The following is a 23,256-nucleotide window of genomic DNA, read 5'->3' on the forward strand; positions in this document are numbered from 1 at the left end:
GCTTAGCGCTGGGTCAGCATCATGTACATCTGCACCACGACGTCCGGCGAGAACGTGAACGGCACCCAGCCGTAGCCCGTGTGGCGGGCCACCAGCAGGCGGTCGCCGTTCGTCTGCTTCTGCACGGCCATCATCGGGTTCTTCGTCGTCACGAAGCGCCAGCCGGCCGGGATGCCGGGCGGCGGCTCCGGCTGCATCGACGCACGTGCATGCGCGAGTTCCTCGATCAACTGGCTCAGTTGCTCCGGATGCAGCGTGATCGATTCGCCGTTGATGGTCAGCGTGAGTTCGTTCTGCGTCGGACGCGACACGTGTAGCGTCGATTTGTCGGCCGGGGCCGGGACCAGCGCGTCGGCGATGGGTTCGGCTTCGGTTTCGCCTTCAACCGGCGTTTCGGCTTGGGCCGTCGCGACGATGGCCGTTTCGGCGTCGGTCGCTGCTTCGACCGCTTCGACCGTCTCGGCGGCAGCCGGCGCGGGCGCGATCACGGCCGGCTCCGCCGCCGGCGTGCCGGCCGGCGCAGGTTCGACGACTTCCGCGGCAATGGCCGTGGCGGCGACGGCGTTCGTCGCGGCTTCCTTGACGACGGCCTCGACCAGCGCCTCGGCGTCGGCGATGGCCTTCGCGTGGTGCTGCGCAGCCGCTTCGGCTTGTGCGATCGCTTCGGTGTGGCGCTGCGTGAGCGCCTCGGCCTGCGCGGTGGCGTCGGCGTGGCGTTGTGCGGCGGCCTCGGCCTGCGCGATCGCTTCGGTATGGCGCTGCGTGACGGCTTCGGCCTCGGCGGTCGCGTCGGCGTGACGCTGCGCGGCGGCCTGCGTTTCCACGATCGCCTGCGTGTGCTGCTGCGCGAGCGCTTCGGCTTCGGCGATGGCAGCCGTGTGGCGCTGCGCGGCGGTTTCGGCTTCGGCGATCGCTTCCGCATGACGCTGCGTGGCCGTTTCGGCTTCGGCGGTCGCTTCCGCGTGACGCTTCGCAGCGGCCTCGGCTTCGACGGTCGCGGTCGCATGGCGCTGCGCGGCCGCATCGGCGTCGGTTGCTGCCGCGTGATGACGCTGAGCGGCGGCCTCGGCTTCGGCGATCGCTGCCGCGTGGCGCTGCGACGCGGCTTCGGCATCCGCGTGACGCTGCGCGAGCGCTTCGGTCAGCGCGGTGGCTTCCGCATGGCGCTGCGACGCGGCTTCGGCTTGCGCGGTGGCATCGGTATGGCGCTGGGCGGCGGCTTCGGCTTCGGCGGTCGCGCTGGCGTGGCGCTGCTGCGCGGCCTCGGCCTCGGCGGCGGCGGCCGTGTGGCGTTGCGCGGCGGCCTGCGCTTCGGTTTCCGCGGCGGCGTGACGTTCTGCCGCCGCCTGGGCTTCCGCTGCTGCGGCGCGCGCGAAGGCTTCCGCGCTGCGGGCCGCCTGCTGCGCGGCGTGGTGATCGTGGAGGAGCTGATCGACGCCCATGGTGAGCGAAGCGATCTGATCGTTCAGGTTCATGCGTGTCTTCTCTGCGTAAGACCCGCGATTTTAACCGCTGCGCCGGTACCGGGCCGCGCGGGACGTGTAACAAAGTGCGCAAAGCGGCGTGGAGCACGCCGCTTTGTGTTACTTCAGGTAGCCCGCGGAGCCGAACCAGTCGAGCGCATCGCGCAGCCCTTCGCGGTACGGGCGCGCACGGTAGCCGAGCTCGCGCTCGGCTTTCGCGGACGTGAAATACATCTTGTTCTTCGACATCCGCAGCCCGTCCACGGTGACGAACGGCTCCTTCTTCGTGAACTTCGCGACCGCTTCGGCGCCGACCGCGAGCGGGTAGAGCGGCCAGCGCGGCAGCGCGATCGTCGGCGGCTTGCGGCCCGTCATCTGCGCGATGTCGGCGAGCATCTGCTGCAGCGGCAGGTTCTCGCCGCCGAGGATGTAGCGCTCGCCGATCCGGCCGCGCTCGAGCGCGAGGAAGTGGCCGTGCGCGACGTCGTCGACGTGCACGAGGTTCAGCCCCGTGTCGACGAACGCGGGAATCTTGCCGAGCGCGGCTTCGACGATGATGCGGCCGGTCGGCGTTGGCTTCACGTCGCGCGGGCCGATCGGCGTCGACGGATTGACGATCACGGCCGGCAGCCCTTCGTCGGCGATCATCCGCTCGACCGCGCGTTCCGCGAGCACCTTGCTGCGCTTGTAGACGCCGATGGCCTGCTCGGCCGTGAGCGGCCGGTTTTCGTCGGACGGATCGCCGGCGCTCGTCACCTTCAGCGTCGCGACGCTGCTCGTGTAGACGATCCGCTCGACGCCTTCCGCGCGTGCCGCGCGCATCGTCGCGACCGCGCCCTCGAGGTTCGCACGCTCGATCTCGTCGGGATCGGGCGCCCACAGCCGGTAGTCGGCCGCGACGTGCAGCAGGTAGCGCACGCCGCGCAGCGCGGCGCGCATCGACGCCTCGTCGCGCATGTCGCCGGTGACGATCTCGGCGTCGAGATCCGCCAGGTTCGTGCGCGGGCTGGTCGAGCGCACGAGCACGCGCACCGCATAGCCTTTCTGCTGCGCAATGCGCGCGACGGCCGAGCCGACGAAACCGGACGCGCCGGTGACGAGAACGAGATCGCGGGAGGTATCAGTCATGCGTTTCCTTCGGGGCCGCGCGCGAGCGGCGCGGCGGTTGAGCATCGGCGAGATTGTACGTGGTCGGCACGCGCGGCGACGCCAGGCCGTGATGGCGGTGAGCCGGCCCCGGCCCGTGTGCGAAGCGGCCGACGCGACTACAATGCCGGGCTTGAATGCAACGGGAGGGCGACGCGATGAGCCGCAATGAACACGACGAACGGATCGAGACCTACTACGTGCGGGTGCGCGGCGTCGTGCAGGGCGTCGGCTTCCGTCATGCGACGGTGCGCGAGGCGCATGCGCTGAAGCTGCGCGGCTGGGTCGCGAATCTCGAGGACGGCACCGTCGAGGCGATGATCCAGGGCCCCGGCGCACAGATCGACCGGATGCTCGCGTGGCTGCGTCACGGGCCGCCGGCCGCGCGCGTGACCGAAGTGACGTTCGAGGAACGTCAGACCGAAAGGCGCTTCGATCGCTTCCAGCAGCAGTAAGAGGCAAGAACGATCATGACGGGGTATCCGGAGGCCGGGCGTGGCCTCATGCTGTCGGTGACGGCGTCGATGCTGTTCGCGCTGATGTCCGCCTACGCCAAACTGCTCGCGCCGCTCACGGGGCTCGACATCTTCGCGTGGCGCGTCTTGTGGACCGCGCCGGGCGCGCTCGCGCTGATCGCGTTGCGCGGCCGCTGGCCGGCGCTCGTCGACCTCGTTCGGCGCAGCGTGCGCGACTGGCGTTTGCTGATTGCGCTGCCCGTGAGCGCCGCGCTGCTCGGCGTACAGCTGTGGCTGTTCCTGTGGGCGCCGCTGCACGGCCGCATGCTCGAAGTGTCGCTCGGCTATTTCCTGCTGCCGCTGACGATGGTGCTCGTCGGCCGCTTCTACTATCACGAACGGCTCGATCCGCTGCAATGGGCGGCGGTCGCGTGCGCCGCGCTCGGCGTCGCGCACGAAGTGTGGGCGACGCGCGCGTTCGCGTGGCCGACGCTCGTCGTCGCACTCGGTTATCCGCCTTATTTCGTGCTGCGCCGGCGGATCAACGCCGATTCGCTCGCCGCGTTCGCGGTCGAGATCGCGCTGCTGTGCCCGATCGCGTTCGCGATGGTCGCGACGAGCACGACGCGCGTGGCCGACCATCCGGTGTTGTGGGCCGCGCTGCTGCCGGGGCTCGGCGTGCTCAGCACGCTCGCGCTCGCGAGCTACCTGAAGGCGAGCCGGATGCTGCCGATGGCGCTGTTCGGGATTCTCGGCTACGTCGAGCCCGTGCTGCTCGTCGCGGTGTCGCTGCTGCTGCTCGGCGAAACGCTGAGCGTCGCGAAGCTCGCGACCTACGGGCCGATCTGGGTCGCCGTTGCGCTGACCGCGTGGCACAGCGCGATGCTGATGCGGCGTCTGCCCGCGCGCGGCTAAGCGCCGGACGCGATGCGTGGCGGCGCACGGAACGTGCCGCGCATCGCATGGCCGTCGCGCAGCGGTCGAATTCATCGACGCTGACCGCGAACTGGCGTCGCGCTGACGCGAGTCTGGCGACGCTGCCTGTTTCGTCCCATCGGGCGCGCGCCTGTAATCGAACAGAAGATTCGGTTGCACTTTGTTACTTAGGGTCTCCCCTGATCGGCCATTAGACTGGCCTCACCGACTTCCCTTCGTATGCAGCCTTTCAATGAACGGTCATCTCCGTGCCTGGCCGGCCGGGTTGGCGCGATGCGGGCATACGCGTATCGCGGCTGATCCCGCTCGCCTTCTCCTTCTCGATCCATTCCCCGGTGCGTTCGGCACCACCGTCGTGCGGGTGCGCTCATGTCGTTGAGCGTGCCGCCCGCCACGGTTCAGCCGTCGCGCAGCGGCCGCCTGATCGAAGTCGATTTCTTCCGCGGCATCGTGCTGTTGATGATCGTCGTCGATCACATCGGCGCGAGCGTGCTGTCGCGCGTCACGCTGCACGCGTTCGCGCTGTGCGATGCGGCCGAGGTCTTCGTCTTTCTCGGCGGCTTCGCGACCGCGAGCGCCTATGGCGCGATCGCCGAGCGGCACGGCGCGCGCGCCGCGCAAAAGCGGTTCGTGCGCCGCGCGATGCAGATCTACCGCGCGTTTCTCGCGACCTCGACATTGATGCTCGTCGTGTCGGCCGTGCTCGACCACTACGGGATCGATGCGCCGAACCTCGCGCTCGACGACGTCAGCGTGATGCTCGCGTCGCCGCTGACGGGCGCAGCCGAGCTGCTGACGTTCCAGCGCCAGCCTTATCTCGCCTCGGTGCTGCCGATGTACGTGCTGTTCGCGCTCGCGTCGCCGGTGCTCGTGCCGTTCGCGCGCCGGCATCCGTGGCTGCTCGTCGCGTTCAGCGTCGCGTCGTGGATCGCGGCGGGCTGGCTCGGCCCCGAGTTGCTCGATACCGACGGATTCCGCTGGAGTTTCAATCCGTTCGCGTGGCAACTGATGTTCGTCGCCGGCGTGCTCGCGCGCTGCCAGCCGTTCTACCGGCACATCGCGCTGGGGCGCTGGGGCGCGGCCGCGACGGGCGTCGCGTGCGCGGTCGTGCTCGGTTGTGCGAGCTACAAGCTGTTCTCGGGGCTGCCGCTGCCGGAGGGCGTGTTCAAGCGCGATCTCGCGCTGCCGCGCGTCGTGAGCTTCGCGGCCATCGCGTGGCTGATGGCCGATTGCGTGCGCTTCGGCTGGATCGCGCGGATCGCGCAGGGCGTGCGGCCCGTCGTGGCCGTGGGCCAGCGCGGGCTGATCTGCTTCGTCGCGGGCGCGGCGATTTCGCTCGTCATCGATTCGCTGCTGCATCCGGTCGTGCGCAGCGCCGATCTGCGGCATGTCGGCGTGGGTCTCGTGGCCGACGCGTGCGCGCTCGGACTGATGATGGCCGTGGCCGGTTCGGGAACGTGGATCGCGCGGTGGCGTGGAGCGGCCGCGTGAGCGGCGCGGGAGGCGGCGCGTGCGGCACGGAATGTGCCGCGCGGTGTCAGTGAGGTGAGCTGATACGGGAGCGGGGAACGGCGGTGGCGTCGTCGGATTTGGCGTCGTCGCGTTCGTCGGGCGCCGGATCGTCGCGTTCCGCGAGTACCGCGTCGGCTTCGGCTGCGGCTCGCGCGGCGCGTATCGCGGTGCAGCGCTGAGCGTGCCGGATGTCCGACAGTATCCTCAAGAGCCGTGTTGTTTTGCTTTTCATTGTGTTCTCCCGCCAGTGCGCATCTCGCGAAGCGGATGCGCTTCCTGCAACCAGTGTAGGACGCGTTCGCGTGCCTGGCGGGAGAATGTGGCGTGCAGGCCGCACGCCGAGGGATAGTACTTACTGCGCGGCGGCGACGCCCTGCGCCTGCAGCGCTTCTTCGCGGCGCTCTTCTGCACAACGCTGGTGCTGGCGCGACAGGCGGTTCATCAGCGGCAGCAGCAGCAGTGCGAGCACCATGCCGATCGCGGCGAGCCAGCCGAGCTTCTCGAACAGCGACAGGTACAGCGGCAGCGATTCGGTGGCCGGCAGTTCGTGCGACGGCATCTGCGCGAAGTTCGCGACGACGCTGCCCAGATACTGCGACACGCCCGTTGCGACGAAATACGCACCCATCATGAAGCCGCTCATGCGCGCCGGCACGTAGCGGGCGATCATCGCGAGGCCGAGGCCGCTCACCAGCAGTTCGCCGAGCGAGTAGAGGCCGTAGCCCCACACCATGAACCACGACGACACACGGCCATCGATCGCGTAGCGGCCGCTGATCGTGAACACCAGGTAGCCCGCGGCCACTGCGCCGAAGCCGAGCGCGTACTTCGCGGCGACCGGCAGGTCACGGCCGCCCTTCGCGACGGCGTTGTAGATCCACACGAGCACCGGGCTCAGCAGCATGATCCAGATCGGGTTCAGCGCCTGGAACTGCGCGGCGCTCCACGTGAACAGCGTCGTGCCGAACAGCATGAAGCGCGGATCGACGTTGCGCAGCGCGAACAGCGTCAGCGACGTCGACATCTGCACGTAGAAGATGAAGAACAGGATCACCTGGCCGATCAGCACGAGCGCCGCGATCAGGCCTGCGCGCTCCGAGCGCTCCGACTTCGCGATCATGTACGCGAAGATCGCGAGGATCGCGAACGCTGCCGTCCACACGCTGGCGACCGCCAGTTGCTTGTGCTGCAGCACGTACAGCGTGATCAGTGCGAGCCCGACGCCGCCGAGCGCGACCGCGCCGAGGCGCTTCCAGCGGATCGGTTCGTCGTCCGGCTTCGAGCCGACATGCGCGAGCGTGCGATGCATCAGCATGAAGTTGAGGATCGCGAACAGCATGCCGCCGCAGCAGACCGCGAACGCGGCGTGCCAGCCCCAGTGATCCTTGATCCACGGCGTCGCGAGCATCGACACCGTCGAGCCGATGTTGACCGCCATGTAGTAGATCGTGAACGCGCTGTCGATGCGCGCGTCGTCGCCTTCATAGATGCGGCGCACGAGGTTCGCCGCGTTGGCCTTGAACAGGCCGTTACCGACGACGATCACGCCGAGCGACGCGTACATGTACGTCAGGTGATCGTTCGGAAACGCGAGCATCAGGTAGCCGGCGCACAGCACGGACGCGCCGATGATCATCGTGCGACGGGCGCCGAGCACCTTGTCGCCGATCCAGCCGCCGATCGACGGTGCCGCATAGACGAGTGCGGTGAACGCACCCCAGGTCAGGTTCGCATGGCTGTCGGTGAAACCGAGCCGGTCGACCATGAAGAGGACCAGGAGCGCGGCCATGCCGTAGTAGCCGAAGCGCTCCCACATTTCGATGAGGAAGACCGTCGTGAACGATCGGGTTTGTGAAACAGGTGGTTGCATCATCAATCTCGGTTGAAACGGACGGCACGGATCGCGCGTCGTCTTGGGGTCGAACTGGAGCCGGTGCACAATGGGCCGGGTAGGCTTCGTGCTGGCGATGGAACAGTCGGGCGGTTAGCCCGGGCCGGGGTCGGACACCGCCTGATGTGGCGGGGAGGGGCCCCGACCGGCGCGCGCATGGTAACGGCTGCCGGTCCGGTGCGTCACGTATCTGCCACCTAGGGAAACTCCCAATGTGGCAGTAGCTTTCAGGAACATTCGTCTCATCATCTAGTTGTAAGCTTTCATGCCGGCCCTCCGAAGATTCCCGGAGAGCCGCTTGCAGCTTGCCTGTGAAGCCGGCGAGTCTGGCAAGATAGCGCGTCATTTCGCTCGCTTCGTGTCCCGTTTAGTGCACCGGGCTCAACACCGAAGACGTGTGCGAACCCGAAGACTAAGCTATATCGTTCTAACTTAGTTATTTTCCATCAAACATTTTTTGACGATCACTTTTCGGCCTGCTATGGTTCCCCCCACTGAAAACTCGCGGTCTGCAAACGCTACCGCCGCACTGGGCAGCAAGATTCGCGCGTTGCGCCAACGACTCAAGCGCACGCTCGACGACACCGCTACCGCCGCGGGGATTTCGAAGCCGTTTCTGTCTCAAGTCGAACGCGGGCTCGCGTCGCCGTCGCTGACATCGTTGGCCGGTATCGCGCACGCGCTCGGTGTGACGGTGCAGTACTTTGTGGATACGCCGAGCGAAGAACGCTCGGTTTGCCGAGGCGAGCAGCTGCGCTTCTTCGGGTTTGCCGATTCGGCGAACCTGTTCGCGCGGCTGACGAACGTATCCGAAGGGCGCCAGCTGGAGGCGATCCTCGTTAGGATGCCGCCGGGGCAGAAGCGGTCGGAGGTGACGACACATGCAGGAGAGGAGTTCCTGTATGTGATTGAAGGGGAAGTGTCGCTGACGCTGGAAGGCAAGACGTTCGTCCTGCAGGCCGGTGACAGCTCGCACTATCAGTCGACGGTCCCGCACAGCTGGGTCAACACCGCGAAGATCGAGTCGGTGGTGGTCTGGGTCGGTACACCGAGGCTGTTCTAACGCACAGGTATTCCTTCGTTTCGAAGACGGAATACCTGTCGAAAGAAACGTAAGGAATACTAAAATGCAATACGAGAATCACGGGCCTCCTCAATCGCTGCACCCGTCAGCGTCTCAAGCGTAATTCGCGGCATCCGCCGCGCAACGCTCACCGAACAACTCTTCTCAAGACTGCCACGATGAAATCCTTGCATGCCATGTCGGCCGTGCTGGCCGCGCTCGCCCTGACGCCTGTCGCCCACGCCGTTACCGTTCCGTCGAACGTCGCGCTCGCTCCTCAACAGGACCTGACGCGCCAGGTGCCCGCCGAAGTCGAGTCGCTCGACCCGGCGCACATCGAGTCGTGGACCGGCAACACGATCGGCCTCGACCTGTTCGAAGGGCTGGCCCGCATCGACGCAGCCGGCCAGGTCGTGCCGGGTGTCGCGCTGTCGTGGGAACGCAAGACGCCGACGACGTGGATCTTCAAGCTTCGCCATGACGCGAAGTGGAGCAATGGCCAGCCGGTGACGGCCGCCGATTTCGTCTACTCGTGGCAGCGCCTCGTCGATCCGAAGACGGGCTCGAAATACACGATCCTCGTCGAGTTCGTGAAGAACTCGAAGGACATCATCGCAGGCAAGGCCGCGCCGTCGACGCTCGGCGTGCGCGCCGTCGATCCGTACACGCTCGAAGTGACGACCGACGCACCCGTCGCGTTCTTCCCCGAGCTGACCGCGATGGCGCCGCTCGTGCCGGTGAGCAAGGACGCCGTCGCGAAGTTCGGCGACGCGTGGACGCGCCCGGGCAACATGGTCAGCAACGGTGCATACCAGCTCGTCGACTGGCAGCCGAACAACCGCATCGTCGTGACGAAGGACGCCAAGTACTGGAACGCGCCGAAGGTCGTGATCAACAAGGTCACGTACCTGCCGATCGAGAGCGACGAGACCGCGATGCGCATGTACCAGGCGGGTCAGGTCGACTACACGTACACGATTCCGTCGGGCATCTTCCCGCAGGTCAGCAAGCAGTTCGGCAGCGACCTGCGCCCGGGCCTGCAGCTCGCGACGTACTACTACTACCTGAACAACAACGACGCGGCGCTGAAGGACAAGCGCGTCCGCCAGGCGCTGTCGATGGTGATCGATCGCGACGTGCTGACGTCGAAGCTCACGCAGTCGGGCGAGAAGCCGATGTACGGCCTGATGCCGAACGGCACGAAGGGTGTGCAGCCGTTCACGCCGGAATGGGCGTCGTGGCCGATGGCCAAGCGCGTCGAGGCCGCGAAGAACCTGCTGAAGCAGGCCGGCTACTCGGACGCGAAGCCGCTTTCGTTCACGCTGACGTACAACACCAACGACCTGCACAAGAAGGTCGCGCTGTTCACCGCGTCGGAATGGCGCACGAAGCTCGGCGTCAACACGAAGCTCGAGAACGTCGAGTTCAAGGTGCTGATGAAGCAGCGGCATGACGGCAAGGTGCAGGTCGCGCGCGACGGCTGGTTCGCCGACTACAACGACGCGATGACGTTCTTCGACCTGCTGCGCTGCGGCAGCTCGCAGAACACGGTCGGCTACTGCAACAAGCAGGCCGACACGCTCGTCGACGAAGGCAACCAGAAGCTCGACGACAAGGCGCGCGCCGCGCTGCTCACGCAGGCGCACGATCTCGCGATGAACGACACGCCGATGGTGCCGCTGTTCCAGTACACGGCCGACCGTCTCGTGAAGTCGTACGTCGGCGGCTACTCGCTGAAGAACGTGATCGACATGCGTGCTTCGCAGGACATGTACCTGATCAAGCACTGAGCGGAGCGATCATGCTGGCCTACGCATTGAGGCGCACGCTGTGGGCGGTGCCGACGATCCTCGCGGTCGTCACCGTCTGCTACCTGCTCCTGCATTTCACGCCCGGCGGCCCGTTCGATACGGAGAAGCAGCTGTCCGCGGCCACGCTCGCGAACCTGAACGCGAAGTATCACCTCGACGAGCCGCTGTGGAAGCAGTACCTGCTGTACCTGAACGCGCTGCTGCACGGCGATCTCGGTCCGTCGTTCCGCTACGTCGACTGGTCGGTGAACGATCTCGTGAAGAAGGCGCTGCCCGTGAGCCTCGGCGTGGGCGGCGTGTCGATCCCGATCTCGATCGTGTTCGGCGTGCTGCTCGGCACCGTCGCGGCCGTGCGCCGCGACAGCTTCATCGACCGCTTCGTGATGCTGATCGGCAACTTCGGCAACGTCATTCCGCCGTTCGTGCTCGGCCCCGTCCTCGTGTGGATCTTCGCGATCCTGCTGAAGACGTCGTCCGGCAACGGCTGGCTGCCCGCGGGCGGCTGGGGTGACGGCGGCTGGCAGTACCGGCTGCTGCCGATTGTGCTGCTGACCTTCATCAACATGTCGCTGCTCGCGCGCGTGATGCGCGGCTCGATGATCGAGACGCTGTCGAGCAACTACATCCGCACTGCGCGCGCGAAGGGCCTGCCGGGCTCGACGATCGTGCTGCGCCACGCGCTGAAGCCCGCGCTGATGCCGGTCGTGTCGCTGTTCGGCACGGTCTGCATCACGTCGATCACGGCGGCCGTCGTCACCGAATCGGTGTTCGCGCTGCCGGGGCTCGGGCAGCTCGTCGTGAACGGCGCCATCAACCGCGACTACACGCTGGTGCTCGGCCTCGTCGTGCTGACGACCGTTTGCGCGGTGCTGTTCAACCTGCTGGTCGACCTCGCTTACGCGTGGCTCGATCCGCGCATCCGTTATTGAGCGAGGCACAGCGATGACTCCGACTACTCCCGTCGTCGGCCTGCCCGTGCAGACCGACTCGCCGCCGCGTTCGCGCTCGCCGCTCGCGCTTGCGATGGCGCGCTTCCTTCACAACCGTGCGGCCGTGTTCAGCCTCGTGCTGCTCGCGCTCATCACGCTCGCCTGTTTCGTCGGCCCGTGGCTGCTCGCGGCCGATCCTTCGGCAAGCGACTGGGGCTCGATCAGCCTGGCGCCCACCTGGGCGAACCAGCACTGGTTCGGCACCGACGAGCTCGGCCGCGACCTGCTGGTGCGGACGCTGATCGGCGGCCGCGTGTCGATCGAGGTCGGCCTGCTCGGCACGCTCGTGTCGGGCCTGTTCGGCGTCGCATGGGGTGCGACCGCGGGCTTCGCGGGCGGCCGCGTCGACTCCGTGATGATGCGCATCGTCGACATGATGTACGCGATCCCGTACCTGCTGATCGCGATCCTGATGATGACCCTGTTCGGCCGCTCGTTCATGCTGGTCGTGCTGACCATCAGCGCGTTCTCGTGGATCGACATGGCGCGTGTCGTGCGCGGCCAGACGCTGTCGCTGCGCAACCGCGAGTTCGTCGATGCGGCCCGCGCGATCGGCGTGTCGCCGGCATCGATCGTGCTCCGCCACATCGTGCCGAACCTGCTCGGCGTGGTCGTCGTGTACGCGACGGTCTCGGTGCCGGGCATCGTGCTGACCGAATCGGTGCTGTCGTTCCTCGGCCTCGGCGTGCAGGAACCGATGACGAGCTGGGGCGTGCTGATCCAGGACGGCGCGCAGAAACTGGAATCGATGCCGTGGCTGCTGCTGGCCCCGGCCGTCATGCTGTGCGTGACGCTCTACTGCGTGAACTTCGTCGGCGATGGCCTGCGTGACGCGCTCGACCCGAAGGATCGCTGAAATGGCAGCCCTACTAGAAGTAGACAACCTCGGCGTGCGCTTCACGCGCAAGGACGCACCGCCGGTCGACGCCGTGAGCGGCGTGTCGTTCTCGCTCGAAGCCGGCAAGACGCTCGGTATCGTCGGCGAGTCGGGCTCGGGCAAGAGCCAGACCGTGATGGCGCTGCTCGGCCTGCTGGCCGGCAACGGCACGACGACCGGCGCCGCGCGCTATCGCGGCGACAACCTGCTCGAGATGGATGGGCGTGCGCTGAACAAGGTGCGCGGCGACCGGATCGCGATGATCTTCCAGGATCCGATGACGTCGCTCAATCCGTTCCTGACGATCGAGCGGCAGATGACCGAGACGCTGCAGCTGCACCGCAAGCTGTCGCGCAAGGAAGCGACCAAGCGCGCGATCGAGGCGCTCGAATCGGTGCGCATTCCCGACGCGGCGCGCCGCATCCGCATGTATCCGCACGAGTTCTCGGGCGGCATGCGCCAGCGCGTGATGATCGCGATGGCGCTGCTGTCCGAGCCGGAAATCCTGATCGCCGATGAGCCGACCACCGCGCTCGACGTGACCGTGCAGGCACAGATCATCGACCTGCTGCGCGAGCTGAACCGCGAGCGCGGCACGGCGATCGTGCTGATCACGCACGACATGGGCGTGGTCGCGGGCCTCGCCGACGACGTGATGGTCATGTATGCGGGCCGCACCGTCGAATACGCGCCGGCCGAATCGATCTTCGCGGCGCCGTCGCATCCGTACACGATCGGCCTGCTCAATGCGCTGCCGCGCCTGACCGACGCGGACGATGCGCCGCTCGTCGCGATTCCCGGCAACCCGCCGATGCCCGGCACCGCACCGGCCGGCTGCGCGTTCGCGAAGCGCTGCACGTATGCGGAAGAACGCTGCGGCGCGGCGCGTCCCGCGCTCGAAACCTATGGCGCCGTGGGCGCGGTGCGCGCGTGCCACCGTCCCGTGGCCGATCTGACGGGAGGTCTGCGATGAGCGTCAATGAACGCCGCCATGCCGGCGCGACGGACGACACGCTGCTGTCCGTCGATGGTCTGAAAGTACATTTCCGCGTGCCGCTCGGCGGCTATCCGTGGTCGCCGAAAGGGACGCTGCGTGCCGTCGACGGCGTGTCGTTCGACGTGAAGCGCGGCGAGACGGTCGGGCTCGTCGGCGAATCGGGCTGCGGGAAGTCGACGCTCGCGCGTGCGCTGATCGGCCTCGTGCCGATGACGGCCGGCACGGTGAAATGGCGCGGCGATGCCGTGTCGCCCGATCACCTGCGCGGCACCACGATGCGGCGCGAAGTGCAGATGATCTTCCAGGATCCGCTCGCGTCGCTCGATCCGCGCATGACCATCGAACAGGTCGTCGCGGAGCCGCTCGTCACGCACCAGGGCGGCCTCGGCCGCGCCGAGGTGCGCCGCCGCGTGGTCACGATGCTCGAACGCGTCGGCCTGAACGCGCATCACCTGCTGCGCTATCCCCACGAATTTTCCGGTGGGCAATGCCAGCGCGTCGGCATCGCACGCGCGCTGATCGGCGAGCCGAAGCTCGTGATCTGCGACGAACCCGTATCGGCGCTCGACGTGTCGATCCAGGCGCAGATCGTGAACCTGCTGCGCGACCTGCAGCGTGAACTGTCGTTGTCCTATCTGTTCGTTGCACACGATCTGGCGGTGGTGAAGGCCATCAGCCAGCGCGTGCTCGTGATGTATCTCGGCCGCGTGATGGAGTTCGGCACGCGGCATGACGTGTACGGCGTGCCGCAGCACCCGTACACCAAGGCGCTGCTCGATGCGGCGCCGACGCCGGAGCCGGCGCGCGAGCGTGCTCGCCGTCCGATGCTGCTGGCGGGCGAGATGCCCTCGCCGCTCAACCCGCCGTCCGGCTGCGCGTTCCGCACGCGCTGCCCGGTCGCGATCGATGCGTGCGCGCAGGACGTGCCGCTGCCGGAAGTTCGGCAGGGGTCGGCCGCGCGTGTCGCGTGCATCCGCGCGGGCGTGGCGTGAGCTGAAGTGACGCAGAAAACATAACCAAGGCTGGTCAACAGGGGTAGGTGCGGCGCGAACGATCTTCGCGCCGCGGGTACAGGCGCGTCCTTAGCCGGGCACGCCGGGGGGCCGGGAGCGGATCGCAACCGGCGTGGACGATATCAACACAAGACGAGAATTACGATGAAAAAACAGAAGACGATCGGGACGGCATCGAAAATGCTGCTTGCATGGGGGCTGCCGGCACTCGCCGGTGTTTCGCTGACGGGCGTCGCGCACGCCGACGACGCGGCCCCCGCACCGCTGACGGTCGCACAGGCCGCACCGGGCACGACCGTTGCACAGGCAACGACCCCGAACGCCATTGTCAACGCCGAAGCGAACCAGGCCGTCACGCCGCCCGACGAGCCGTCGGCCCAGTCGCAGTCGAAGGGCTTCATTGCCGACAGCCATCTCAACTTCCTGTTCCGCAACTACGCGGACGTGCTCGACGCCAAGGGCGGGCCGCATCGCCACGCATGGGTCCAGGGCGCGATGGCGAACTTCGAGTCGGGCTATACGACGGGCCTGATCGGTATCGGTTTCGACGCATCGCTGTATGCGGCGCTGAAGCTCGACGGCGGCCAGGGCGCCGGCAGCATGGTGCACATCGCGAAGGGCGGCGGTGGCGGCAACCAGCTCGCATGGGCTTATCCCGGCATCTACGACGTGAAGGCGCGCATCTCGAACACGGTGGTCAAGTACGGTCTGCAGGCCGTCGACAACCCGTTCATGGAGCAGCACGACAACCGTGCGCTGCCGCCGACGTTCCTCGGTGCGACTCTCGTCAGCAATGAATTCAAGAACGTGATGGTCGAGGCCGGCAGCTTCACGAAGACCGACGCGCGCGGTCACACGACGCTCACCAACCTGACGACGCAATACGGCGGCACGCGCATCAATCGCCTGTCGTATGTCGGCGGCACGTGGGATTACTCGCCGAACGGCGAAGTCGCGCTGTACGCGAACCAGGCCGACGACGTGTGGCACCAGTACTACGCGTCGGTGAAGCACAGCATCGGCAGCCCGCAGACGATCAAGTGGACGGGCTTCGGTAACGTCTACTCGACGCACGACACGGGCGATGCGCTGCAAGGCAAGATCAACAACAACGCATACAGCCTGTCGCTGGCCGCGCAGCATGGCCCGCACGAGCTGCTGCTCGGCTTCCAGCAGGTGCTCGGCGACCAGTTCTTCGACTACCTGAACGAAACGAACGGCATCTTCCTGACCAACTCGATGGACGTCGACTACAACGCGCCGCACGAAAAGTCGCTGCAGCTGCGTTACACGTTCTACGGCAAGGAAGCGGGCCTGCCGGGCTTCAAGGCGATGGTCTGGGGCGTGACGGGCTGGGGTGCGGACGGCAGCGCGGGTGCGGCGAACGACCCGAGCAAGTCGAGCATCTACTGGAGCAACGGCGCGCCGGTGCAGGGCCGTCACCACGAGTTCGGCTTCATCCCGTCGTACACGTTCCAGAGCGGCAAGCTGAAGGACACGAAGGTCACGTTCATCGCGATGTGGCACGCCGGTTCGTCGCACTACTCGGACGCGACGAACACCGAGTACCGTCTGGTCGTGAACCTGCCGCTGCACGCGTTCTGATCGAAGGGGGCGCATGCGCCCCCGCCTCGCACGGCCGGCCTGCGATCGAAACGATCAGGCCGGCTTGTGCAGCCCCGCGACCGGATCGTTCGCAGCGGGCATGTCTTCCACGAGCGACGTGAGCTGGCGGCCCGTGTCGCGCCATGCGTCGAGGCCGCCGCGCAGCGCGAGCGCATCGGTGAAGCCGGCGTCGAGCAGGCGCTTCGCCATCAGCGCGGCCGTGAACTCGTTCGGGCACGAGCAATACACGACGAACTTCTGCGTGAGCGGATAGCGCGCGACGATGTCGCCGATCTGGCGCTCGTCCGCGAACTGCGCGCCGGGAATCGTGAACGGGTCGAGCTTGCGGTGTTCGGGCGAGCGCACGTCGAGCACCACCGGCGCGGACGTATCGCGCAGCAGCGTGTCGAGTTCGTCGACGCCGATCCGCGCGCTCGCGAGCTGGCGGATCAGCGCGCGGCGACGCATCCAGCGAATCGCCGCGTACACCGCCAGCACCGCGACGGCCACCAGCAGCGCCACGCGGCCGAGCTGGCCTGCACCCGCGAACAGCCAGTCGATCTGGCGAGCGAACATCAGCCCGACCACCAGCCCGACGATCGTCCACAGCGCGGCGCCGAGCGCATCGTAGCCGACGAACGTGCGATAGCGCGTGCCGAACGCGCCGGCCATCGGCACCGACACGAGCGACAGCCCCGGAATGAAGCGCGCGACCGCGAGCACGCGCACGCCGTAGCGGCCGAAGAAGCGTTCGGTCTTTTTCACGCAGCTGTCACGCGACAGCGACAGCCGGCAGATCGTCTTCAGCGTCGTGCCGCCGTAGCGCCGGCCGGCGAGGTACCAGACCGTATCGCCGATCAGTGCGCCGAGCACCGACAGCACGACCACCGTGACCAGTTGCGAGCCGATCATCGCCGGATGCATCGCGGACATCGCGCCGAACAGCACGAGCGTCGGCATCGCGGGCACCGGCAGCCCGATGGCCGCCGCGAGCACGTTGGCGAAGACGAGAAGCGGCCCGTATTGGGCGACGAGGTCACGGAGGAGCATGACGGCTGGCCGAAAAGGAAACGCGTGCGGAAAGCACGCAGATGGGCCGATTATCGGCCTTTTTCAAGTCGGCGGAGGGAATAACGCAAAGCGCCTGACGGCGGCAGGGAGATGTCGGTGAGCCGGCGCGTGGCGCGTGGCTCACCGGTCGAAATCAGGAGGAGGTGCGGGCGAGCGATGCGGCGCCGTGGTTTTCGCCGGGGAGCTCGGCGCCGTGCGAGCGGATCGCCGCGATCAGTTCGGCCGGCGTGATCTCGTAACGGACTTCGCGATGGATGCCGGGCTTGCGTTCGTCGATCTCGATCAGCAGCACGCTCTTGCCGTCGCCGGTCGCTTCGAGCCGGAGCGAGCGCAATTCGCGGCCGTCGGCCGGGTCGTGTTCGGTGAGCAGGGTCATTGCCCCGGATGAGCCGGTAGTGCGCATCGAACCTATCCTCGTATCGTGGATGCCGTAGTGGCGAAGATGTCTTTGTTGAATACAGCTTGACGCAGTTTAACGCGAACGGGCCGCAATTCGGAGCATTTTCGTGGGGGGAAATGAGGGCTGAACCACGCATCCTTCTGATGTTTGAGCCGCGCGGGGCGGGCGTTTCAGACGGATTGCGCGCGGCCGCGGCCGGCGCCTGACCGCCGTTCGCGGCCGGGCCGGCACGGGCGGCGACACGCGGTGCCACGCGTGTCGCCGCGGCGGTATCAGAAGCGGTCGGCGAGCCCCATCGCCGGGTCGCTGACCGAGTGGCGGCCGGTTTCGACGCGGCCGGCGACGCGGCGCGAGAAACTCGCGTCGCTGTCCGCGGTGACGATGAAGTCGTACCAGTGGCCGGTCGAGTCGAGCGGCCAGTGCAGTTCGGCCTGGTCGCCGGCGCGCACCGCGACCGTCCACGTGGTACCGGCGCCGCGATCGTGGCCGTGACCCTGGCTGTTGCCGTCCTCGTTACCCTGGCCATGACCGCGATCGTCGTGTGCGCCGCGGCCGGACAGGGGCCCGTAGACCTGGTTCGACTTCACGGTGAAACGCACCGTGCCGCCGCCGTGGTTGCGCAGCTTCAGGTGGAGGCTACCGCTCGCGCCCGCGTAGCCGACGCGCACTTCCGGATGGGGCGCGCGAGCACCGGCCAGGCGGCTCAGGTCGCCGGTGAAGCGGCGGTGATAGCCGTTCGGGCCCAGCACCCACAGGTCATATTTACCGCCATTGTCGGCGCGCGCGGCCCAGTCGCCGCGCAGCGTCTTGCCCGGCTCGACGGCGTAGCGCTGCGGCAGGCGGTCGAGATTCAGCTTGTCATAGACGTGAAACACGGCGGCGGCGCGGCCCGTGTTCGCGAACTTCAGCGTGACCGTACCGCTGCCGGCATCGGTCTGCGCGCTCGCATGCAGTTCGTAAGGCAACGCGCGCGACGGGCGCACGCCGGTGGCCTGCGCGGGCAGCGACGGTGCGGCCGGCGGCACGATCTTCGGTGCGGCCTGCTGTGCGGCGCTCAGGGCGTCGACCTGGCTTTTGGTCGTATGGCCCGCGAGTGTCGGCAGCGGTTCGTTGTTCGGCGAGCGGAAATTGAACGCGCTCGTCAGGTCGCCGCACACCGCGCGGCGGTAGGCGCTGATCTGCGGCTCCGCGACGCCGAAGCGCTTTTCGAGGAAGAGCAGCGTCGACGTATGGTCGAACACCTGCGAGTTCACCCAGCCGCCGCGGCTCCACGGCGACACGATCCACATCGGCACGCGCGGGCCCGGACCGTACGGACGGCCGTCGGTCGCCGGCTGGCTCGCCGTGGCCGGCGTGAAGTCGTGGTACTCGGCGGCGACGTCGGCGGCCGCCAGCGTATGGCCGCCCGCGAGCGTGCCGTCGGCGTTGCGCGACGGCACGGCCGGCGACGGCATGTGGTCGAAGAAGCCGTCGTTCTCGTCGTAGTTGACCAGCAGCACGGTCTTGCTCCACACCTCCGGGTTCGCCGTCAGCGCATCGAGCACGGCCTGCACGTACCAGCCGCCCTGCGCGGGGCTCGACGGCCCCGGGTGTTCGCTGTACACGGACGGCGGGATGATCCACGACACCTCGGGCAGCGTGCCGTTGCGGATGTCGTCGCGGAACGATTCGAGGAAGCCGTACGGCATCGTGTTGCCGAACCCCTTCGCGAGCGGGCTCAGCGGATCGTCGATCGCCGGGTCGTAGAACGCGCCGGCCGCCGTCACCGGCTGCGTGATGTCCGTCGATGCGACGTACGCCGGCCGGCGTGCGGGCGGCATCTGCTCGATCGCCGCGCGCCAGTGGCGGAAGCTCATCATCTCGTTGCAGCCGAAGTTGTCGATCAGGCTCTGGTAGACCTTCCAGTTCACGCCGGCCTGCTGCAGCCGGTCGGCATAGGTGGTCCAGGTCCAGCCCTGGCTCGACGGGCCGATGTCGTTGCCGCCGTTGAACTGGTTGTTCAGCGCGGCGATCTTCACGTGGCTGCCGTCGGCCGGGCTGATGCCGTTCGGGCCGTTGGTGCCGCTCCAGTAGAACAGGCGGTTCGCGATCGTGCCCGTGTGCATCCCGCAGTGATAGTGGTCGCACAGCGTGAACGCATCGGCGAGCGCGCGCTGGAACGGTACTTCCGCCGCGTCGTAGTAGCCCATCGACAGCGGCGTCTTCGCGTCGGGCCAGCGGTTCATCCGGCCGTGGTCCCACGCGGCCTGCGCATCGGCCCACGTGTGCGGCGTGCCGCCCGCGCGCTGGGCGTTGCCCTGGCTCGCGTCGAGGTGATACGGCGTGACGGTGGTGGCGGGCGTCGGCTTCGTGTACGTCTGGTAGAACACGTTGCGGCCATTCGGCGACGGCACCGCAAAGCGGTCGCCGTAACCGCGCACACCCTTGAACGTGCCGAAGTAGCTGTCGAATGCGCGGTTCTCCATCATCAGCAGCACGACGTGCTTCACGTCCTTGATGGTCCCCGTTTCGTGAAACGCGGGAATCGCGAGCGCACGGCGGATGCTCGGCGGAAACGCGGACAGCGCGGCGGCGGCGAGGCCGGAAGTGGCGGTCTGCTGGAGGAATTTGCGGCGTGACGTCATGGCGTTCGGGTCCTGTGATGATGGGAGCGTTCGTGACTTCGTCTGGTGGCGCCCGTGCGTCGCCCCCCCTGGGACGATTCGCGCTGCGTGTGCGTTCGGGCGCATCGGCCGCATGGGGCGGAGGTGCGCGCATCGTGCGCGATGCGCGATGTCGCGCAGATGCTTTGGCCGTTGCCGCGATCCTGCGCGACGCGCGCTCGTGATGCGCGGGCCAGGGTGTCGGCACACGCCGGCCCGGCGCATGCCGGGCTGGGCGGCGCCCAGTCTAGGGAGACGACGTGACGTCGACGTGATGAAGACATGACATCGCATGTCGCTTGCGTGACGTTGTGTGTGCAACGATTTGTTCAGGCGCGATGCGCGAGTGAAAAAGGTCGGGAATTACCGATTGCCGCATGCGTGACCGGTCAGAATTTTCCGGATTCCATTCGAATCGCGTGGCGAAGTTCGTTGCGGATGCAACATGACGTGCGACGGCGTGACGACCATGTTTCAAATGCGTGAAATCGGATAAGCTCGTCACATTGCTGCGCGTACGCGCAGTCCGCGCCTTCAGCGCGCCTTTTTGGAACCGGCCCACCCATGACCGACATCAAGATCCGGCACAGCGAGACGCACGACGTCGACGCGATCCGGCAGATCGCCGCGCATCCCGCGGTGTATGCGAATACGTTGCAGCATCCGTTTCCGTCGCTCGAGAAGTGGCAGAAGCGGCTCGATGGCGTGCGCGAGCGCGGCATGAGCCTTGTCGCCGAAATCGACGGCGTCGTGGTCGGCCATCTCGGCCTGGATCTCGAGCCGAATCCGCGCCGGCGTCATGCGGCGGGGCTCGGCATGATGGTCGACGCGGCGTATCACGGGCGCGGCGTCGGCAGCCGGTTGCTCGCGGCCGCGATCGATCTCGCGGAAAACTGGCTGAACGTCACGCGTCTCGAGCTGACCGTGTTCACCGACAACCGTGCGGCGATCGCGCTCTACGAGAAGCATGGCTTCCGGATCGAGGGCGAATCGCCGGGTTATGCATTGCGCGACGGCGTGCATGTGTCCGTGTATCACATGGCGCGGATCAAGGCACGGCAGTAAAGGCTCGGCCGACGCGTATCCGCCAGCACGCGCGGCCGCGAGGCCGCGCGTCATATTCATTCGAGAATTCGTTCGTTTTCTGCCGGCTGCGCCCGTCGTATCGTTGAACGATTTGCCGGTCGCCTCGGCCGGCGTGCGCTTTTCCGTAACGATCCTGCGCGGCGTTGCACGTCGGCTGGCTTCATCGTCATCGCTTCATGGCTCACGCATCACAGCCATCGCTTCGCGCGCCGCACCTTCCCGCAACCGCCTCTTTCAACGGACCCGCTTCGATGAAATCCGCTCTCAGGAACCTGACTGCCGCCTGCCTGTTCGCCGCCGCGGGTGCGGCGTTTGCCGCTGCCACGCCCACGGGCACCCCGGTGACGAGCGCATCGTCCGACGGCGCGCATCTGCCGCCCGGCATCGCATGGCAGCACGGCGACGTCGACGCCGCCTTCGCGTTGGCGAGGCGCTCCGGCAAGCCGCTGCTGCTCTACTGGGGGGCGGTGTGGTGCCCGTCATGCAATCAGGTGAAGTCGACGATCTTCAGCCAGCAGGCATTCAAGACCCGCTCGTCGTTCTTCGTGCCCGTGTATCTCGACGGCGATACCGAAAGCGCGCAGAAGCTCGGCGAGCGTTTCAAGGTGCACGGCTATCCGACGATGATCCTGTTCCGCCCCGACGGCACCGAAGTGACGCGGCTGCCGGGCGAAGCCGATCTCGACCGCTACATGCAGGCGCTGTCGCTCGGGATGACGGCTGCGCATCCGGTGCGGCAGACACTCGCGACCGCGCTGAAGAACGGTGCATCGCTGACGCCGGACGAATGGCGCCTGCTGGCCGACTATTCGTGGGACACCGACGGTGCGCTGCCGGTGCCGGCCGATCGCGTCGCCGAGACGCTGCAGTCGCTCGCGCAACGCGCGCGCGCGGCCGGCGCGAAGGCCGAATCGGCGCGCTTTGCGCTGAAGGCGGCCGTGGTCGCCGCGTCCGACGATCCGGCGCAGGCCGGCGCGCTCGACAAGGCGGCGCTTGCCGATTCGCTGCGCACGGTGCTGCAGGATCCCGCATGGTCGCGGGCCGATTCGGACGTGCTGGTCGCGGCGCCCGCGCGCGTGGTCGCGTATCTCGGTGGCGGCGATGCGCAGCGCGCGAAATTGCGCGGCGCATACGACGCGGCGCTTGCGCGGCTGTCGACCGACGCCACGCTGTCGTCGATCGACCGGCTGATGGCGCTGCACGGCCGCGTGCTGCTCGCGGGCGGCGACGCGCACAAGGGCGCGCCGCTGACGGCGCCGGCGCTGGCCGATACCGCGCGCAAGCAGATCGCCGCATCGGTGCAGGGCGCCGCGAATGCCTACGAGCGGCAGGCGCTCGTCAGCGAAGGCGCGGACACGCTGACCGACGCGGGCCTGTACGACGAGTCGGAAGCGTTGCTGAAGGCCGAGTTGCCGCGTTCGTCCACCCCGTACTACTTCATGTCCGGGCTGGCCGCGAATGCGAAAGCGCGTGGCGACAAGGCCGCGGCGCTCGACTGGTACCGCAAGGCATACGACGCGGCGAGCGGGCCGGCGACGAAGCTGCGCTGGGGTGCGACCTATTTTGCGAATGCGGTCGAACTGGCGCCGGATGATTCGGCGCGCATCGAAGGGATTGCCGCGAGCGTGCTCGCGCAGGCCGACAAGACCCGGGACGCGTTCTACGGTGCGAACCTGCGCGCGTTGACCAAGGTCGTCACGCAGCTGAACCGCTGGCGCGGCAGCGGCGCGCACGATGCATCGGTCAGGTCGATCGCGAAGCAGTTCGACGGCATCTGTGGGAAACTGCCCGCCGGCGATCCGCAGGCAAGCGCCTGCGTGCGCCTGATCCAGCCGGTCAAGGCATAGCATCCGGTGGCACTGCGTGCGCTTTCGGGATGCCGGCCGGCGCTTTTCCCGATACCAACGAGGCCACCGACACCATGCCCCATCTGACGCTCGAATATTCCGCGAACCTCGACGGGTTCGACGCCGGCGCGACCCTGCGCGCGCTCAATGCCGTACTGGCCGCGTCCGGTCATTTCGACGAGCTCGACATCAAGAGCCGCGCGCTGCGGTTCGATACCTTCGCGGTCGGCACGTCGCCGGCGCCGCGCGCGTTCGTCCATGCGAAGCTCGCGGTGCTGAGCGGCCGGACGATTGACGTCAAGCGCGAATTCTCGGAGCAGGTGCTGGCGGAACTGAAGCGGCACGTCGTCGCGCCGCCCGGCACGCACCTGCAACTGTGCGCGGAAATACTGGAGCTGGAGCGCGAGTCCTACGCGAAAGCGAGCATCGAGCCGCGCTGACCGGTGCGCGCT

Annotated in this window: 20 protein-coding genes; 13 read left to right on the top strand and 7 right to left on the bottom strand. The window is 67.5% G+C overall.

Features of this window, described 5'->3' with window-relative positions; all coding sequences use genetic code 11:
- Positions 1 to 2 precede the first annotated feature (2 nt).
- Positions 3 to 1,475 carry a phage tail protein gene (locus ACN8ZM_RS31340; protein ID WP_420211727.1) on the bottom strand — a complete coding sequence of 491 codons (1,473 nt, stop codon included), beginning with the start codon at positions 1,473 to 1,475 and terminating at the stop codon, positions 3 to 5.
- A 108-nt stretch (positions 1,476 to 1,583) separates the two neighbouring features.
- A complete protein-coding gene (hpnA, locus tag ACN8ZM_RS31345; RefSeq protein WP_043181217.1) occupies positions 1,584 to 2,591 on the bottom strand; it encodes a hopanoid-associated sugar epimerase in 1,008 nt (335 codons plus the stop codon).
- A gap of 176 nt (positions 2,592 to 2,767) precedes the next feature.
- On the opposite strand from hpnA, the gene ACN8ZM_RS31350 reads away from it, so the two are divergent.
- The 3 genes from ACN8ZM_RS31350 to ACN8ZM_RS31360 all read left to right on the top strand — a co-directional run bounded on the left by ACN8ZM_RS31350 (position 2,768) and on the right by ACN8ZM_RS31360 (position 5,491).
- On the top strand, positions 2,768 to 3,064 hold the full coding sequence (locus ACN8ZM_RS31350) for an acylphosphatase (protein ID WP_043181215.1): 297 nt from the start codon (positions 2,768 to 2,770) through the stop codon (positions 3,062 to 3,064).
- Between the two features lie 15 nt (positions 3,065 to 3,079).
- On the top strand, positions 3,080 to 3,979 hold the full coding sequence (rarD, locus tag ACN8ZM_RS31355; protein WP_043181213.1) for an EamA family transporter RarD: 900 nt from the start codon (positions 3,080 to 3,082) through the stop codon (positions 3,977 to 3,979).
- Positions 3,980 to 4,369: 390 nt separating this feature from the next.
- Complete coding sequence (locus ACN8ZM_RS31360) at positions 4,370 to 5,491, top strand: OpgC domain-containing protein (protein ID WP_089451625.1); 1,122 nt, start codon at positions 4,370 to 4,372, stop codon at positions 5,489 to 5,491.
- A 46-nt stretch (positions 5,492 to 5,537) separates the two neighbouring features.
- On the opposite strand, the gene ACN8ZM_RS31365 is transcribed toward ACN8ZM_RS31360, so the two are convergent.
- Both ACN8ZM_RS31365 and ACN8ZM_RS31370 read right to left on the bottom strand, forming a co-directional pair.
- Positions 5,538 to 5,744, bottom strand: coding sequence for a hypothetical protein (locus ACN8ZM_RS31365; protein WP_205824334.1), 207 nt, complete (start codon positions 5,742 to 5,744; stop codon positions 5,538 to 5,540).
- 120 nt (positions 5,745 to 5,864) lie between these two features.
- The gene (locus ACN8ZM_RS31370) at positions 5,865 to 7,385 is read right to left on the bottom strand and encodes a peptide MFS transporter (RefSeq protein ID WP_089451627.1); all 1,521 of its coding nucleotides are present in this window, start codon (positions 7,383 to 7,385) and stop codon (positions 5,865 to 5,867) included.
- 499 nt (positions 7,386 to 7,884) lie between these two features.
- On the opposite strand from ACN8ZM_RS31370, the gene ACN8ZM_RS31375 reads away from it, so the two are divergent.
- From ACN8ZM_RS31375 to ACN8ZM_RS31405, 7 genes are all read left to right on the top strand, one after another.
- Positions 7,885 to 8,466, top strand: a complete 582-nt coding sequence (locus ACN8ZM_RS31375; protein WP_011353729.1) for a cupin domain-containing protein — start codon at positions 7,885 to 7,887, stop codon at positions 8,464 to 8,466.
- A gap of 179 nt (positions 8,467 to 8,645) precedes the next feature.
- A complete protein-coding gene (locus tag ACN8ZM_RS31380; RefSeq protein ID WP_043181205.1) occupies positions 8,646 to 10,256 on the top strand; it encodes a peptide ABC transporter substrate-binding protein in 1,611 nt (536 codons plus the stop codon).
- 11 nt (positions 10,257 to 10,267) lie between these two features.
- Positions 10,268 to 11,206, top strand: coding sequence for an ABC transporter permease subunit (locus ACN8ZM_RS31385; RefSeq protein WP_043181204.1), 939 nt, complete (start codon positions 10,268 to 10,270; stop codon positions 11,204 to 11,206).
- A 13-nt stretch (positions 11,207 to 11,219) separates the two neighbouring features.
- A complete protein-coding gene (locus tag ACN8ZM_RS31390; RefSeq protein ID WP_043181202.1) occupies positions 11,220 to 12,122 on the top strand; it encodes an ABC transporter permease in 903 nt (300 codons plus the stop codon).
- 1 nt (position 12,123) lies between these two features.
- Positions 12,124 to 13,116, top strand: a complete 993-nt coding sequence (locus ACN8ZM_RS31395) for an ABC transporter ATP-binding protein (RefSeq protein ID WP_420211728.1) — start codon at positions 12,124 to 12,126, stop codon at positions 13,114 to 13,116.
- Positions 13,113 to 14,132, top strand: coding sequence for an ABC transporter ATP-binding protein (locus ACN8ZM_RS31400; RefSeq protein ID WP_043181198.1), 1,020 nt, complete (start codon positions 13,113 to 13,115; stop codon positions 14,130 to 14,132). The genes ACN8ZM_RS31395 and ACN8ZM_RS31400 overlap by 4 nt, the downstream gene beginning before the upstream one ends.
- A gap of 165 nt (positions 14,133 to 14,297) precedes the next feature.
- A complete protein-coding gene (locus tag ACN8ZM_RS31405) occupies positions 14,298 to 15,758 on the top strand; it encodes an OprD family outer membrane porin (protein ID WP_420211729.1) in 1,461 nt (486 codons plus the stop codon).
- Between the two features lie 54 nt (positions 15,759 to 15,812).
- Here the strand turns inward: ACN8ZM_RS31405 and ACN8ZM_RS31410 are convergent, their stop codons facing one another.
- The 3 genes from ACN8ZM_RS31410 to ACN8ZM_RS31420 form a co-directional block, all read right to left on the bottom strand.
- Entirely contained in the window at positions 15,813 to 16,808 is a 996-nt protein-coding gene (locus tag ACN8ZM_RS31410) for a DedA family protein/thiosulfate sulfurtransferase GlpE (protein WP_043181194.1), read from the bottom strand.
- Positions 16,809 to 16,962: 154 nt separating this feature from the next.
- Entirely contained in the window at positions 16,963 to 17,232 is a 270-nt protein-coding gene (locus ACN8ZM_RS31415) for a hypothetical protein (protein ID WP_011353737.1), read from the bottom strand.
- A gap of 269 nt (positions 17,233 to 17,501) precedes the next feature.
- Positions 17,502 to 19,853: a phosphocholine-specific phospholipase C gene (locus ACN8ZM_RS31420; RefSeq protein WP_043181193.1), complete on the bottom strand. Its 2,352-nt coding sequence runs from the start codon at positions 19,851 to 19,853 to the stop codon at positions 17,502 to 17,504.
- A gap of 582 nt (positions 19,854 to 20,435) precedes the next feature.
- On the opposite strand from ACN8ZM_RS31420, the gene ACN8ZM_RS31425 reads away from it, so the two are divergent.
- The 3 genes from ACN8ZM_RS31425 to ACN8ZM_RS31435 all read left to right on the top strand — a co-directional run bounded on the left by ACN8ZM_RS31425 (position 20,436) and on the right by ACN8ZM_RS31435 (position 23,244).
- Entirely contained in the window at positions 20,436 to 20,936 is a 501-nt protein-coding gene (locus ACN8ZM_RS31425; protein ID WP_175024889.1) for a GNAT family N-acetyltransferase, read from the top strand.
- Positions 20,937 to 21,208: 272 nt separating this feature from the next.
- Entirely contained in the window at positions 21,209 to 22,804 is a 1,596-nt protein-coding gene (locus ACN8ZM_RS31430; protein WP_420211730.1) for a thioredoxin family protein, read from the top strand.
- A 74-nt stretch (positions 22,805 to 22,878) separates the two neighbouring features.
- Positions 22,879 to 23,244 carry a 5-carboxymethyl-2-hydroxymuconate Delta-isomerase gene (locus ACN8ZM_RS31435; RefSeq protein WP_301768291.1) on the top strand — a complete coding sequence of 122 codons (366 nt, stop codon included), beginning with the start codon at positions 22,879 to 22,881 and terminating at the stop codon, positions 23,242 to 23,244.
- The last annotated feature ends 12 nt before the right edge of the window (positions 23,245 to 23,256 follow it).

It is taken from the genome of Burkholderia aenigmatica (genome assembly GCF_048627025.1).
Lineage (GTDB): Bacteria > Pseudomonadota > Gammaproteobacteria > Burkholderiales > Burkholderiaceae > Burkholderia > Burkholderia aenigmatica.

What these genes read in the sequence shown, in the direction of transcription:
- ACN8ZM_RS31340 (WP_420211727.1), bottom strand. Translation starts at nt 1,475, where the DNA reads ATGAACCTGAACGATCAGATCGCTTCGCTCACCATGGGCGTCGATCAG.
- hpnA (WP_043181217.1), bottom strand. Translation starts at nt 2,591, where the DNA reads ATGACTGATACCTCCCGCGATCTCGTTCTCGTCACCGGCGCGTCCGGT.
- ACN8ZM_RS31350 (WP_043181215.1), top strand. Translation starts at nt 2,768, where the DNA reads ATGAGCCGCAATGAACACGACGAACGGATCGAGACCTACTACGTGCGG.
- rarD (WP_043181213.1), top strand. Translation starts at nt 3,080, where the DNA reads ATGACGGGGTATCCGGAGGCCGGGCGTGGCCTCATGCTGTCGGTGACG.
- ACN8ZM_RS31360 (WP_089451625.1), top strand. Translation starts at nt 4,370, where the DNA reads ATGTCGTTGAGCGTGCCGCCCGCCACGGTTCAGCCGTCGCGCAGCGGC.
- ACN8ZM_RS31365 (WP_205824334.1), bottom strand. Translation starts at nt 5,744, where the DNA reads ATGAAAAGCAAAACAACACGGCTCTTGAGGATACTGTCGGACATCCGG.
- ACN8ZM_RS31370 (WP_089451627.1), bottom strand. Translation starts at nt 7,385, where the DNA reads ATGATGCAACCACCTGTTTCACAAACCCGATCGTTCACGACGGTCTTC.
- ACN8ZM_RS31375 (WP_011353729.1), top strand. Translation starts at nt 7,885, where the DNA reads ATGGTTCCCCCCACTGAAAACTCGCGGTCTGCAAACGCTACCGCCGCA.
- ACN8ZM_RS31380 (WP_043181205.1), top strand. Translation starts at nt 8,646, where the DNA reads ATGAAATCCTTGCATGCCATGTCGGCCGTGCTGGCCGCGCTCGCCCTG.
- ACN8ZM_RS31385 (WP_043181204.1), top strand. Translation starts at nt 10,268, where the DNA reads ATGCTGGCCTACGCATTGAGGCGCACGCTGTGGGCGGTGCCGACGATC.
- ACN8ZM_RS31390 (WP_043181202.1), top strand. Translation starts at nt 11,220, where the DNA reads ATGACTCCGACTACTCCCGTCGTCGGCCTGCCCGTGCAGACCGACTCG.
- ACN8ZM_RS31395 (WP_420211728.1), top strand. Translation starts at nt 12,124, where the DNA reads ATGGCAGCCCTACTAGAAGTAGACAACCTCGGCGTGCGCTTCACGCGC.
- ACN8ZM_RS31400 (WP_043181198.1), top strand. Translation starts at nt 13,113, where the DNA reads ATGAGCGTCAATGAACGCCGCCATGCCGGCGCGACGGACGACACGCTG.
- ACN8ZM_RS31405 (WP_420211729.1), top strand. Translation starts at nt 14,298, where the DNA reads ATGAAAAAACAGAAGACGATCGGGACGGCATCGAAAATGCTGCTTGCA.
- ACN8ZM_RS31410 (WP_043181194.1), bottom strand. Translation starts at nt 16,808, where the DNA reads ATGCTCCTCCGTGACCTCGTCGCCCAATACGGGCCGCTTCTCGTCTTC.
- ACN8ZM_RS31415 (WP_011353737.1), bottom strand. Translation starts at nt 17,232, where the DNA reads ATGCGCACTACCGGCTCATCCGGGGCAATGACCCTGCTCACCGAACAC.
- ACN8ZM_RS31420 (WP_043181193.1), bottom strand. Translation starts at nt 19,853, where the DNA reads ATGACGTCACGCCGCAAATTCCTCCAGCAGACCGCCACTTCCGGCCTC.
- ACN8ZM_RS31425 (WP_175024889.1), top strand. Translation starts at nt 20,436, where the DNA reads ATGACCGACATCAAGATCCGGCACAGCGAGACGCACGACGTCGACGCG.
- ACN8ZM_RS31430 (WP_420211730.1), top strand. Translation starts at nt 21,209, where the DNA reads ATGAAATCCGCTCTCAGGAACCTGACTGCCGCCTGCCTGTTCGCCGCC.
- ACN8ZM_RS31435 (WP_301768291.1), top strand. Translation starts at nt 22,879, where the DNA reads ATGCCCCATCTGACGCTCGAATATTCCGCGAACCTCGACGGGTTCGAC.